The organism is Xanthomonas euroxanthea (assembly GCF_900476395.1).
Classification (GTDB): Bacteria; Pseudomonadota; Gammaproteobacteria; order Xanthomonadales; family Xanthomonadaceae; genus Xanthomonas; species Xanthomonas euroxanthea.
Genome location: NZ_UIHB01000006.1, coordinates 38,851 through 52,767, shown reverse-complemented (window position 1 = coordinate 52,767; position 13,917 = coordinate 38,851). Strand labels below are relative to the sequence as shown.

The window sequence follows — 13,917 nt, the reverse complement described above, 5'->3', positions numbered from 1 at the left end:
CGCGTGGAACACGGCAATGGATCAGCATTGCATTGTCGCGTCTGAGCCGCGCCCGGGTAAAGCGACCACAGGCGGATGCTCCGTCCCGCCACCCGTCCAATGCAATGGATGCAGCTGTAACGAACAGGCCATCCATGCAAAAGGGCGCGACCTTGCGATCGCGCCCCGCTGCGTCATGTAGCGAGTCAAGCATGCTGCGCGACATCTCCCGCCTCATCAAACAGCCGCAAGAATTGCCTTGCGGGCCGTCGGCTGCCGGCGATGTGCCAGATGCCTGCCTGTCGGTGCGCTTACTTCACCGTAATGGTCTGCGGCGTACCGGCCGGCTTGCCATCCACCATCGCCTGCACGGTATAGGTGCCAGCCGGCCAGCCATCGGGCTTGCTGAAGCTCAGGTTGGTGGTCTCGGCTCCGCTGGTATTGAGCGTGGCGGTCTGTTCGCCGGCAACCTGGCCATCCTGGTAGGTCATCTTGGCCGACACCGGCACGTTGCTGGCGCTGCCGTCGGTCTTGATCGACACGATGATGGTGCTCTTGGCCCCGATGCTGGCCGACGGTGTCACGCTCTTGTCGGCAGCGGCCTCGGTACCGACCACCACGCTGGAGACCGCGACTGCCGATCCAGCCGTGGCGGCGCTGTCGGTGCTGGCGGCGCCGGTCGCCGTGCTCTGGCCGGCCTGGTCACTTGCCGGCGGTGTTGCGGCCGGGCCCGGCATCGCTTCAGTGGCGGCGCCGGAAGTCGGATCCTTGGACACGCTGTCGTCATCGGCCTTCTTGCTGCAGCCCGACAAGGCAAGCACGCCGGCCAGCGCGATGGCGAGGGTGCTGGAAACGAATTTGGTACGCATGGATCAATCTCCGGAAGATCAAGCTAAAAGTGGGTTTCGAAAAGTGGATTCGAGAAGTGGATGCGCGGAGCGCCTAGGCCTTCGGCGGCAATTGCAGGACCTGGCCAGGAAAGATCTTGTCCGGATCCTTGAGCGTTTCGCGGTTGGCCTCGAAAATACGCGGCCACAGGTTGCCGTCGCCGTAATGGCGCTTGGCAATGCTGGACAGGCTGTCGCCCGCCTGCACAGTGACCGATTCGCCAACCAGTTGCGCGGTGCTCTGCACGCTGGTGCGAACGTTGGAAAAATCCGCCGCAGGCGCAACCTCCGCGGTGCTGTCGACCGAGGAGGTCACGTTGGAGAAATCTGCTTTCTTGTCGACATTCATTGCCGCAATCCCTTTGCATCACGATGCCTGAAGGGTGCGCGGTGCGCTGTTAAGCGTGGATCGCGCCACCGTGAAGCTGGCGCGATCCTGCAATGGCGGCGATTACTGGCGCAGGTCGCGGAAGATCGACAGCGGTGTCGGCACGCTGGGTGAGCTGCGCAAGGGATTGATGTCCAGCCCGCCACGACGGGTGTAACGCGCTTCGACCACCAGCCACTCGGGCGCGCAGCGGAGCAGCACGTCATGGAAGATCCGCTCCACGCATTGCTCATGAAACTCGGCGTGGTCGCGGAAACTCACCAGATAGCGCAGCAGGCCTTCGCGGTCGATCGGCGCGCCGCGGTAGCGCAGCGTGACGCTGGCCCAATCCGGTTGACCGGTGACCGGGCAATTGGATTTGAGCAGGGCCGAGGTCAGCACTTCTTCGGCGACCGGTTGCGCGTGCGCCGACAGATACGCGGCATTGGGCGGGCCATAGTCGTCGATGCTGACGTCCAGCGTGTCGATCGATTCGCCCTCGCCGACCGCATCGATCGGCGGCAGGCCGAATTCCACCGCTACGTCGGCACCGGCGCGCGTGGACAGGTCGGTGGCGATGCGCGTGCGCACCGCTTCAGCGCTATTGAAGCGGGTGGCGTTGAGCGAATTGAGATACAGCTTGAGCGACTTGGATTCGATCAATGACGGCGAATCGCAGGGCACGTGCAAGGTGGCAGTGGCCACGCACGGCTTGCCCTGCGCATCGAGCCAGCTCAGTTCATAGGCATGCCAGCGGTCACGCCCGATGAAGGGCAAGGCCCCGCGCAGGCCGATCGCCTCGCGCCCGGCCGCGCGCGGAATCGGAAACAGCAGCGACGGATCGTAGCCGCTGGGGTAGGCAACCTCACGGCCGAGGGTGGAATCTTCTGGGGTATTCATCGTGCCATTTTAGGCCGGGCGGGCTGGCCGTGAGGTATATGGCAGACGCGGGAGCGCGCTGGCGACAGCAGCAGGCCGCTCCGAGCAGCCCGCCGCCCAATGGATCGCCACCGGTCAACGGGAACCGTGCAACTGCACACGATTCCCGATTCCCGATTCAGCCCGCCTGCCCCTGATGCAGGTAATCCAGCGACACCTGCAACAGCGCCCGCAAGCCCACATCCAGCGACGATTCGTCGAGCAGGAACTGCGGCGAATGGTTGCTGGGCGCGGTGGCCGGGTCGATGCCCTTGGCGGTGGAGCCGACGAAGAAGAACATCGACGGCACCTGCTGGGCGTAGAACGAGAAGTCTTCGGCGCCCATCTGCAACGGCGGCTCGTAGACATTGTCGGCGCCGACCACGGCCTGCAGGCTGGGCAGCATCTTCGCAGTCAGCGCCGGGTCGTTGACGGTGGCCGGATTGCCGGGCTGGTCCGGTACCTGCGCCTGGACGGTGGCACCGTGGGCGGCGGCGGTGTGCTCGGCCACCGTCTTGAGATCGGCGAAGATCTGCTGGCGCATGCCTTCGTCGAAGGTGCGGATGGTGCCGACCATGTCCACGTCGTCGGGGATGATGTTGTAGCGGATGCCGCCCTTGATCGCGCCAAAGCTCAGCACCGCCGGCTGCTTGGACAGGTTGGCGCGGCGGCTGACCACGGTCTGCGCAGCGCCGATCATGTCGGCACTGGCCACGATCGGGTCGATGCCGTTCCACGGCGCCGAGCCATGCGTCTGGCGGCCGATCATCTTGATCGCGAAGCGGTCCGAGGCCGCCATCAGCGGGCCACTGCGCACGGCGATCTTGCCGGCCTGCACGCTGGAGAACACATGCAGGCCGAACACCGCCTGTGGCTTGAAGTCGGCAAACAGGCCTTCCTTGAGCATCAGCGACGCGCCACCCTCCTCGTTGCCCGGCGCGCCTTCCTCGGAGGGCTGGAAGATCAGCATCACGTCGCCCGGCAGCTGCTCGCGCATGCCCACCAGCGCCTCGGCCACCCCGAGCAGGATCGCGGTGTGGGCGTCGTGGCCGCAGGCGTGCATCACCCCGACCTGCTCGCCGCGGTACTCGGCGGTGGCCTTGGAGGCGAACGGCAGGCCGGTCTGCTCCTTGACCGGCAAGGCATCCATGTCGGCGCGCAAGGCGATCTTCGGACCCGGCTTGCCGCCCTTGATGATGGCCACCACGCCGTGATGGGCGATGCCGGTGCGCGGCTTGAGGCCGAGCTTGCGCAGCTGCGCGGCCACGGTGGCGGCGGTGCGCTCCTCGCGGTTGGACAGTTCCGGGTGCTGATGGAAGTCGCGGCGCCACTGCACCAGCTTGGTCTGCAACGGCGCGGCGGCGGCCTGCACCTCGGGCCGGGGCGCAGCCTGGGCGGCGGCCAGGGTGGGCAGGGCCAGCAGCAAGGCGCTGGTCAGCAGGCGGGAGTGGCGCATCGGCAATCCTCTGAAGATGGTTGCTTAATGTAGTGCAGGCGCGTGCCCGGCGGGCGGCAGTGGGGCTCGATTCAGTCCTGCGGTCAACCGCATCGGCCCTGGCGCGTTGCCGCTGCACTGCATCCGTGAACGCTGCGGTCGTTTCGCCCGGCGAGCCGTTACTTCAGTAACGCTCAATTGCCTGACCGCAACGATATGCTGCGCACAGCCGCCCCACGGTCGCACCAGCGCCCGGCCCGCCATCAGGAGTTGTCGCATGTCGCGTTTTTGGAAGATCACACTGCTGGTCGTAGCGGTGCTCGTCGTGGTGTTCGTCGCCATGCGGATGTTCGGCGGGGGCAACCACGGCAAGCGGGCGGACGCGCCGGACGGCAATGGCACCGAGAACAGCGGCCCGGTGCCGGTCACGGTCGTGGCCGCCACCACCCAGGATGTGCCGGTCTACGCCAGCGCGCTGGGCACGGTGACCGCGCTCAATACGGTCACGGTCAGCCCGCAGGTCGGCGGCCAGCTGATGAGCCTCAACTTCAAGGAAGGCCAGGAAGTGAAGAAGGGCGAGCTGCTGGCGCAGATCGACCCGCGCACCCTGCAGGCCAGCTACGACCAGGCACTGGCGGCCAAGCGCCAGAACCAGGCGCTGCTGGCGACCTCGCGGGTGAACTACCAGCGCTCCAACGACCCGGCCTACAAGCAGTACGTCTCGCGCACAGACCTGGATACCCAGCGTAACCAGGTGGCGCAGTACGAGGCGGCGGTGGCGGCCAACGATGCGCAGATGCGCTCGGCGCAGGTGCAGTTGCAGTTCACCCGCGTGACCGCGCCGATCGACGGGATTGCCGGCATCCGCGGCGTGGACGTGGGCAATATCGTCAGCGCCAGCTCCACCATCGTCACCCTGACCCAGATCCGCCCGATCTACGTGTCCTTCAACCTGCCCGAGCGCGAGTTGCAGGCCGTGCGCAGCGGCCAGGCGGCTGCCCCGCTGGACGTGGCGGCGCTGGATCGCGGCGATGCGCACGTGATCAGCGGCGACGGCAAGCTGGAGGTGATCGACAACCGCATCGCCGCCGACAGCGGCACCTTCGGTGCGCGTGCGATCTTCGCCAACACCGACAACGCGTTGTGGCCGGGCCAGTTCGTCAACGTGCGCCTGCAGCTGCGCACCATCTCCGGCGGCACCGTGGTGCCGACCCAGGCCGTGCAGCGCGGCCCGGACGGCGATTACGTCTACGTGGTCGGCAGCGACAACACCGCGCAGATGCGCACCGTGGTGCAGGGCGTGGAAGTGGACGACAGCCATGTGCAGGTCACCAAGGGGCTCAAGCCGGGCGAGCGGGTAGTCACCGAAGGCCAGTTCCGGCTCAAGCCGGGCAGCAAGGTCAGTGCGCTCAAGCCCGGCGAAACCCCGCCGGAGCCGACCGAGGCCGAACTCAAGGCCGCGCAGGACAAGAGCCGTGGCGGCGCCGGTGGCCGACGCGGCGGCGGCGGTCCGCGCTAACTCGCGCGCACCGGCGACGGGACTTCCGTCGCCGGTGCGCATCGGCGCCATGCGCGCCGGCATCGATTGACGTCTTCAGCAAGGACACCCCCCGTGGGCTTTTCGACCATCTTCATCCGCCGTCCCATCGCCACCTCGTTGTTGATGGCGGGCATCCTGCTGCTGGGCATCCTGGGCTACCGGCAATTGCCGGTCTCGGCGCTGCCGGAAATCGATGCACCTAGCCTGGTGGTCACCACCCAGTATCCCGGCGCCAACGCGACCACCATGGCCTCGCTGGTGACCACGCCGCTGGAGCGCCAGTTCGGGCAGATCTCCGGGCTGCAGATGATGACCTCCGATTCGTCGGCAGGCCTGTCCACGATCATCCTGCAGTTCTCGATGGACCGCGACATCGACATCGCCGCGCAGGATGTGCAGGCGGCGATCCGTCAGGCCACCCTGCCCTCGTCATTGCCGTATCAACCGGTCTACAACCGGGTCAATCCGGCCGACGCGGCGATCCTGACCCTCAAGCTCACCTCCGACTCGCTGCCGCTGCGCGAGGTCAACCGCTATGCCGATGCGATCCTGGCCCAGCGCCTGTCGCAGGTGCCGGGCGTGGGGCTGGTGTCGATCGCCGGCAACGTGCGCCCGGCGGTGCGCATCCAGGTCAATCCGGCGCAGCTGTCGAACATGGGCCTGACCATGGAGTCGCTGCGCAGCGCGCTGACCCAGACCAATGTCAGCGCGCCGAAGGGGTCGCTCAACGGCAAGACCCAGTCCTACAGCATCGGCACCAACGACCAGCTCACCGACGCGGCGCAATACCGCGAAACCATCATCAGCTACAGCAACGGCCGCCCGGTGCGGCTGGCCGATGTGGCCAACGTGGTCGACGGCGTGGAGAACGACCAGCTCGCCGCCTGGGCCGACGGCAAGCCGGCGGTGCTGCTGGAAATCCGACGCCAGCCCGGCGCCAACATCGTGCAGACGGTGGAGCAGATCCGCGGCATCCTGCCGCAGCTGCAGTCGGTGCTGCCGGCCGACGTCCACCTGGAGGTGTTCTCCGACCGCACCGAAACCATCCGCGCCTCGGTGCACGAGGTGAAGTTCACCCTGGTGCTGACCATCGCGCTGGTGGTGGGGGTGATCTTCGTGTTCCTGCGCCGGCTGTGGGCCACCATCATCCCCTCGGTGGCGGTGCCGCTGTCGCTGGCCGGCACCTTCGGGGTGATGGCGTTTGCCGGCATGTCGCTGGACAACCTGTCGCTGATGGCGCTGGTGGTGGCGACCGGTTTCGTGGTCGACGATGCGATCGTGATGATCGAGAACATCGTGCGCTACATCGAACAGGGCAGGAGCGGGCGGGAAGCGGCCGAAGAAGGCGCCAGGCAGATCGGTTTCACCGTGCTGTCGCTGACCGTGTCGCTGGTGGCGGTGTTCCTGCCGCTGCTGCTGATGCCGGGCGTGACCGGGCGCCTGTTCCATGAGTTTGCGTGGGTGCTGTCGATTGCGGTGGTGATCTCGATGCTGGTGTCGCTGACGCTGACGCCGATGATGTGCGCCTACCTGCTGAAGCCCGACGCCCTGCCCGAAGGCGAGGACGCGCACGAACGCGCCGCCGCCGCCGGCAAGACCAACCTGTGGACGCGCACCGTGGGCGCCTACGAACGCAGCCTGGACTGGGTGCTGGCGCACCAGCCGCTGACCCTGGCGGTGGCGATCGGCGCAGTGGCGCTGACCGTGGTGTTGTACGTGGCGATCCCCAAGGGCCTGCTGCCCGAGCAGGACACCGGCCTGATCACCGGGGTGGTGCAGGCCGACCAGAACGTGGCGTTCCCGCAGATGGAGCAGCGCACCCAGGCGGTGGCCGCGGCGCTGCAGAAGGACCCGGCGGTGACCGGCGTGGCCGCCTTCATCGGCGCCGGCACCATGAACCCCACCATCAACCAGGGACAGCTGGCGATCGTGCTGAAGACGCGCGGCGACCGCGAGGGCCTGGACGAGGTGCTGCCGCGCCTGCAAAAGGCGGTGGCCGGCATTCCGGGCGTGGCGCTGTTCCTCAAGCCGGTGCAGGACGTCACCCTGGACACCCGCGTGGCCGCCACCGAATACCAGTATTCGATATCGGACGTGGACAGCAGCGAGCTGGCCACCTGGGCCGGGCGCATGACCGAGGCGATGCGCAAGCTGCCCGAGCTGGCCGACGTGGACAACAACCTGGCCAACCAGGGCCGTGCGCTGGAGCTGAGCATCGACCGCGACAAGGCCAGCATGCTCGGCGTACCGATGCAGACCATCGACGACACGCTGTACGACGCCTTCGGCCAACGCCAGATCTCCACCATCTTCACCGAGCTCAATCAGTACCGGGTGGTGCTGGAGGTGGCGCCGGAATTCCGCAGCAGCACCGCGTTGATGAACCAGCTGGCGGTGGCCAGCAACGGCAGCGGCGCGCTGACCGGCACCAATGCGACCAGCTTCGGCCAGCTGACCTCGTCCAATTCGTCCACCGCCACGGGCGTGGGCGCGCAGAACACCGGCATCGTGGTCGGTGCCGGCAGCATCATTCCGCTGGCCGCACTGGCCGAGGCCAAGGTCACCAACACGCCGCTGGTGGTCAGCCACCAGCAGCAGCTGCCGGCGGTCACCATCTCGTTCAATCTGGCACCGGGGCATTCGTTGTCGCAGGCAGTGGCGGCGATCGAGCAGGCGCGCCAGGACCTGAAGATCCCGACCCAGGTGCACGCGCAGTTCGTCGGCAAGGCGGCCGAATTCACCGGCAGCCAGACCGACATCGTCTGGCTGCTGCTGGCCTCGATCGTGGTGATCTACATCGTGCTGGGCGTGCTGTACGAGAGCTACATCCATCCGCTGACGATCATCTCCACGCTGCCGCCGGCCGGCGTCGGCGCGCTGCTGGCACTGATGCTGTGCGGGTTGAGCCTGTCGGTGGACGGCATCGTCGGCATCGTGCTGCTGATCGGCATCGTCAAGAAGAACGCGATCATGATGATCGACTTCGCCATCGACGCACGCCGCGAAGGCGCCAACGCGCACGAGGCGATCCGCCGCGCCTGCCTGCTGCGCTTCCGCCCGATCATGATGACCACCGCCGCGGCGATGCTGGGCGCGCTGCCGTTGGCCCTGGGCACCGGCATCGGCTCGGAACTGCGGCGTCCGCTCGGCATCGCCATCGTCGGTGGCCTGCTGCTGTCGCAGCTGGTGACGCTGTACACCACGCCGGTGATCTACCTGTACATGGAACGTGCCGGCGAGCGGCTGCGCGACTGGCGCGCGCGCCGCGCCGCACGTCATGGCGATGCAGCTGCGGCTCCAAGCCCGGAGCGCCCGGCATGAGGACCGGTAGCGGTATCGCTGACCGATCCGCTGGCCCGCGGCATCGCCCGCCCGCACGCACGCGTGGCAGTCGCTTTGGTTTCGGCTTTGGTTCTGGCCTTTCCCGATTCCCGATTCCCGAATCCCGACTCCCGGCACCACGGCCATGAACATCTCCGCGCCCTTCATCAAGCGCCCGATCGGCACCGCGCTGCTGGCGATCGGTTTGTTCGTGATCGGATTGATGTGCTACCTGCGGCTGGGCGTGGCGGCGTTGCCGAACATCCAGATTCCGGTGATCTTCGTGCACGCCACGCAGTCCGGCGCCGATGCCAGCACCATGGCCTCCACCGTCACCGCGCCCCTGGAACGCCACCTGGGCCAGTTGCCCGGCATCGACCGCATGCGCTCCTCCAGTTCGGAGAGCAGCAGCCTGGTGGTGCTGGTGTTCCAGAGCAATCGCAACATCGATTCGGCCGCGCAGGACGTGCAGACCGCGATCAACTCCTCGCAGTCGGACCTGCCGTCCGGGCTCGGCACGCCGATCTATTCGAAAGCCAATCCGAACGACGACCCGGTCATCGCCATCGCGCTGACCTCGGACACGCAATCGGCCGATGAGCTCTACAACGTTGCCGACTCGCTGCTGGCGCAACGGCTGCGCCAGATCACCGGCATCAGTTCGGTCGACATCGCAGGCGCCTCCACGCCGGCAGTACGCGTGGACGTGGACCTGCGTGCGCTCAATGCGCTGGGCCTGACCCCGGACGACCTGCGCAATGCGGTGCGCGCGGCCAACGTCACTTCGCCGACCGGGTTTCTGTCCGACGGCAACACCACCATGGCGATCGTGGCCAACGATTCGGTGTCCAAGGCCGCCGACTTCGCGCAGCTGGCAATCTCCACCCAGTCCAACGGGCGCATCGTGCGGCTGGGCGATGTGGCCACCGTCTACGACGGCCAGCAGGACGCCTACCAGGCGGCCTGGTTCGACGGCAAGCCGGCGGTGGTGATGTATGCCTTCACCCGCGCCGGCGCCAACATCGTCGAAACCGTGGACCAGGTAAAGGCGCAGATTCCCGAGCTGCGCGCCTACCTGCAGCCCGGCACCACGCTGACGCCCTACTTCGACCGCACCCCGACCATCCGCGCCTCGCTGCACGAGGTGCAGGCCACGCTGATGATCAGCCTGGTGATGGTGATCCTGACCATGGCACTGTTTCTGCGCCGCCTGGCCCCGACGCTGATCGCGGCGGTCACCGTGCCGCTGTCGCTGGCCGGCTCGGCGCTGGTGATGTACGTACTGGGCTTCACCTTGAACAACCTCAGCCTGCTGGCGCTGGTGATCGCCATTGGCTTTGTGGTCGACGATGCGATCGTGGTGATCGAAAACATCATGCGGCATCTGGACGAAGGCATGCCGCGCCTGGATGCCGCATTGGCCGGTGCGCGCGAGATCGGCTTCACCATCGTGTCGATCACTGCCTCGCTGGTGGCGGTGTTCATTCCGATGCTGTTTGCCAGCGGCATGATCGGCGCGTTCTTCCGCGAGTTCACCGTGACCCTGGTGGCGGCGATCGTGGTGTCGATGCTGGTGTCGCTGACCTTGACGCCGGCGTTGTGCAGCCGCTTTCTGTCCGCGCACACCGAACCGGAAAAACCTAGCCGTTTCGGCGCCTGGCTGGACCGCATGCACGAGCGCATGCTCGCGGTGTACACGGTGGCGCTGGATTTCTCGCTGCGGCACGCCTTGCTGCTGTCGCTGACGCCGCTGCTGCTGATCGCCGCCACCGTCTTCCTCGGCGGTGCGGTCAAGAAGGGCTCGTTCCCGGCGCAGGACACCGGCCTGATCTGGGGCCGCGCCAATTCCAGCGCGACGGTGTCGTTTGCCGACATGGTCAGCCGCCAGCGCCACATCACCGACATGTTGATGGCCGACCCGGCGGTGAAGACTGTCGGTGCACGGCTGGGTTCCGGTCGCCAGGGTTCCAGTGCGTCGTTCAACATCGAATTGAAGAAGCGCGACGAAGGCCGCCGCGAGACCACCGCGCAAGTGGTCGCGCGCCTGAGCGCCAAGGCCGACCGTTACCCGGATCTGGATCTGCGTCTGCGCGCGATCCAGGACCTGCCCAGCGACGGCGGTGGCGGCACCAGCCAGGGCGCGCAGTACCGTGTCTCGCTGCAAGGCAACGACCTGGCCCAGCTGCAGGAATGGTTGCCCAAACTGCAGGCCGCGTTGAAGAAGAATCCGCGCCTGCGCGATGTCGGCACCGACGTGGATACCTCGGGCCTGCGCCAGAACATCGTGATCGACCGCGCCAAGGCCGCGCGCCTGGGCATTTCGGTCGGTGCCATCGATGGCGCGCTGTATGGCGCGTTCGGCCAGCGCTCCATTTCCACCATCTATTCGGATCTCAACCAGTACAGCGTGGTGGTCAACGCACTGCCCTCGCAGACGGCAACGCCCAAGGCGCTGGATCAGGTGTTCGTGCCCAATCGCGCCGGCCTGATGGTGCCGATCACCTCCGTCGCCACCCAGGTGCCCGGGCTGGCGCCGCCGCAGATCGTTCACGAGAACCAGTACACTACGATGGATCTGAGCTACAACCTCGCACCGGGCGTGAGCACCGGCGAGGCGGACCTGATCATCAAGTCCACCGTGGAGGGCTTGCGCATGCCCGACGGCATCCGCCTCAGCGGCGACGACAGCTTCAACGTGCAACTCAGCCCCAACTCGATGGGCGTGTTGCTGCTGGCCGCGGTGCTCACCGTCTACATCGTGCTGGGCATGCTGTACGAGAGCCTGATCCACCCGGTGACCATCCTGTCCACGCTGCCGGCCGCCGGCGTCGGCGCGCTGCTGGCGTTGTTCCTCACCAACACGGAGTTGTCGGTGATCTCGATGATCGCGTTGGTGCTGCTGATCGGCATCGTCAAGAAGAACGCGATCATGATGATCGACTTCGCGCTGGTGGCGCAGCGCGTGCACGGCATGGATGCGCGCGCGGCTGCGCGCGAAGCCTCGATCGTGCGCTTCCGCCCGATCATGATGACCACGATGGTGGCGATCCTGGCCGCAGTCCCGCTGGCGGTAGGCCTGGGCGAAGGCTCGGAACTGCGCCGCCCGCTGGGCATCGCGATGATCGGCGGGCTGATCTTCTCGCAGGGCCTGACCCTGCTCAGCACCCCGGCGCTGTACGTGATCTTCTCCTGCCTGAGCGAACGCTGGAAGGCGCGGCGCGCACGCGCGCGTGCACGTCGGGCCGAGCGCGCGGCGGCACGGCGCCCGGCAACCTCGGCGCACTGAGCCTGCTCAAAAGACCGCACCCCGCCAGACGCGTGCGGTCTTTGTTTGGGTAACAGATCGGGCTGCTTTTTTTATTAGCTCACCGCCATATGGATGGCGCAGGCTTTCTGGTTCCCATCGGTACACGACCAACTTGGCAGGTGCGGTGCCCTCGCCGCTTGCGGGACCGTGTGGCGGCATGGATGCCGCCACCGCGCCTACATGGACGTGCTTGCGGCGTGTTCCGCAAGTGGTGAGGACACCTCGCCCTCGACGTGCTCGGCGTTGACTGAACTCAAACGATGCTAAGAGTCGAATTTTTGGATGTCTTGGTGTGATTGGGCAGTACTGATGGATCAGTCCTAGAGTGGCTGATCTGTGGGTTGGCTGCGGGGCCCTTGCCCGCCCACCATCGCAGGACACGCCGCAAGTACGTCCCTGTAGGCTCTTACGCGGCATCCATGCCGCGTAAGGTCCCGCGACGGTGAGCGGGCAAGGACCCATTGAGATGGTCGGTGCGCATGGTGCAAGCAATGCATGACGCGCATTGCTCGGTAACGGCGCGCCCACTCAGCCTCCCAAGACGGGCAGAGCAGACGCGAGGTTTCAACACGTCGACGGCGACCGTCTCGGCGTTCCCAAAGCAGGCGTAGCGATGGCTTTTTTTGACCCGACAACCGACCGACGTCCTGGTGCGTTGCCCTCGACCCACCGAGCTTTTGACCAATGCACCGCGCGATCACGCCACGCGCGACAGGGCCGGCGATCGCAGGCCTGCACACGCACGCGCCGCAGCGGGACCGCTACACCAGCAACGCCTGCAGCGACGCCCGTTCCAGCTGTGCGTACAACGCGCACTCATCGTGTACCTGCGCACCCAGCGCCTGTTCGAAGCTGCGCTTGCTCGAATGGGCGGCGTAGGCGCGTTGCTCGGCGCCGCCGAGATTGGACTGGAAGATGCCGGCCGCACTCACCGGCAGGAAGTCTTCATAGATGATCGGATCGGCGCTGAGCAGACCGAGCGCAATCGCGGTTTCTGCCGGCAGTGCCGCCACTTGCGCGGGGTCGGCACGTCCGGCCTCGGTCAGCGCGTAGCGGAAATAGCCCAGGCCTTCCTGACGCAGCACGGCTTCGTCGTCGGGAAACGCCACGAACGCGGTCTGCAGGCGCGTGGCGTAATCGGCGCCGGTGCTGCCCGCGCCATCGCTGTCGCGGGCCTGCGCCAAAAGCGCGTCGTACAGCGCGCGGCCCTTGGGGGTCAGTGCGAGTCCGCGCTGTTCGATCTCGCCGAAGCGTGCGGTATGCGTGCCGTGCTCGGCCTGCCCACTGTCGCCGACAAAGCGCACCGGCTCCTCCAGGGCCTTGAAGCTGGTCTGGCGCAGCAGGATCGGCACACGCCGACGCGGCGGCCCCTCGATCACCGCCTTGGCATCGATACCGGCGCGCTGCATCTGCGCCTGCGCCGCATCGATATCCAGCGTGCGCGGCGTCAGGTGATTGATATGCGGGCCGTGGAAACTCACCACGTCGGCGATCAGCTTGTGCGCCTGGCTCAACGCGCGGTAGGTCGGCAGCGAGACCGTGGCATCGCCATGCCAGCGGAAGGTTTCCAGCGCTTCGGCCACGAACTGCTGTGCCTGCGCCGCCTCCAGTCCACCGTGACGCTCATGCTGCTCGATCAGCTCCAGCGCGGCGGCAGTGAAGATCTGCCGCTGCTCCAGGATTTGCGCCGCCTGCGCACGCAGTGCGGCGTCTTCGATCAATTCCAGCCGCAGCAAGGAGGTAAACACGCGGAATGGATTGGCCGACAGCGCCGCCTCGTCGATCGGGCGAAACGCGGTGGAATGCACCGGCACGCCCGCTACCGACAAGTCGTAATACCCCACCGGATGCATGCCCATCACCGCAAACAGCCGCCGCAGCGTGGCCAGTTCCTGCGCCGTGCCGACCCGGATGGCGCCATGCCGTTCCAGATCCAGGCGTGCACGCTCGTCATTGCGCTGCAGGCGCGCGGCCAGGGCCGGATCGGCGTTCAGGGTGTCAGCATTGACCTGCGCCACCAGCGCCATCAGGTCGCCGTACAACGGCACCTCGGCGCGATACATGTCCGACATCGCCTGCGCGAACAGGCTGCGGATGTGATCGGGGGAGACAAACACGGTATCGCGCATGGGCTGGTCTTGGCAGTGCCGGCCAACGCCGGCG

At 66.8% G+C, this 13,917-nt stretch carries 8 protein-coding genes; 3 read left to right on the top strand and 5 right to left on the bottom strand.

Annotated elements, in window-relative coordinates; all coding sequences use genetic code 11:
• Positions 1-290: 290 nt before the first annotated feature.
• From CPBF1521_RS17510 to CPBF1521_RS17495, 4 genes are all read right to left on the bottom strand, one after another.
• Positions 291-848, bottom strand: coding sequence for a hypothetical protein (locus tag CPBF1521_RS17510; protein ID WP_115677791.1), 558 nt, complete (start codon positions 846-848; stop codon positions 291-293).
• Between the two features lie 73 nt (positions 849-921).
• A complete protein-coding gene (locus CPBF1521_RS17505) occupies positions 922-1,215 on the bottom strand; it encodes a LysM peptidoglycan-binding domain-containing protein (RefSeq protein WP_104584101.1) in 294 nt (97 codons plus the stop codon).
• A gap of 102 nt (positions 1,216-1,317) precedes the next feature.
• A complete protein-coding gene (gene queF, locus CPBF1521_RS17500; protein ID WP_115677790.1) occupies positions 1,318-2,133 on the bottom strand; it encodes an NADPH-dependent 7-cyano-7-deazaguanine reductase QueF in 816 nt (271 codons plus the stop codon).
• A 157-nt stretch (positions 2,134-2,290) separates the two neighbouring features.
• A complete protein-coding gene (locus CPBF1521_RS17495) occupies positions 2,291-3,607 on the bottom strand; it encodes a M20 family metallopeptidase (protein ID WP_104584103.1) in 1,317 nt (438 codons plus the stop codon).
• A 256-nt stretch (positions 3,608-3,863) separates the two neighbouring features.
• On the opposite strand from CPBF1521_RS17495, the gene CPBF1521_RS17490 reads away from it, so the two are divergent.
• The 3 genes from CPBF1521_RS17490 (at position 3,864) to CPBF1521_RS17480 (ending at position 11,733) form a co-directional block, all read left to right on the top strand.
• Positions 3,864-5,105 carry an efflux RND transporter periplasmic adaptor subunit gene (locus tag CPBF1521_RS17490; RefSeq protein ID WP_104650033.1) on the top strand — a complete coding sequence of 414 codons (1,242 nt, stop codon included), beginning with the start codon at positions 3,864-3,866 and terminating at the stop codon, positions 5,103-5,105.
• 93 nt (positions 5,106-5,198) lie between these two features.
• Positions 5,199-8,447 carry an efflux RND transporter permease subunit gene (locus CPBF1521_RS17485; protein ID WP_115677789.1) on the top strand — a complete coding sequence of 1,083 codons (3,249 nt, stop codon included), beginning with the start codon at positions 5,199-5,201 and terminating at the stop codon, positions 8,445-8,447.
• Positions 8,448-8,592: 145 nt separating this feature from the next.
• The gene (locus CPBF1521_RS17480) at positions 8,593-11,733 is read left to right on the top strand and encodes an efflux RND transporter permease subunit (protein ID WP_115677788.1); all 3,141 of its coding nucleotides are present in this window, start codon (positions 8,593-8,595) and stop codon (positions 11,731-11,733) included.
• Between the two features lie 782 nt (positions 11,734-12,515).
• Here the strand turns inward: CPBF1521_RS17480 and hglS are convergent.
• Positions 12,516-13,883 (bottom strand): 2-oxoadipate dioxygenase/decarboxylase HglS, encoded by a 1,368-nt coding sequence (gene hglS / locus CPBF1521_RS17470; protein ID WP_115677787.1) that lies wholly within the window; start codon positions 13,881-13,883, stop codon positions 12,516-12,518.
• Positions 13,884-13,917 lie beyond the last annotated feature (34 nt).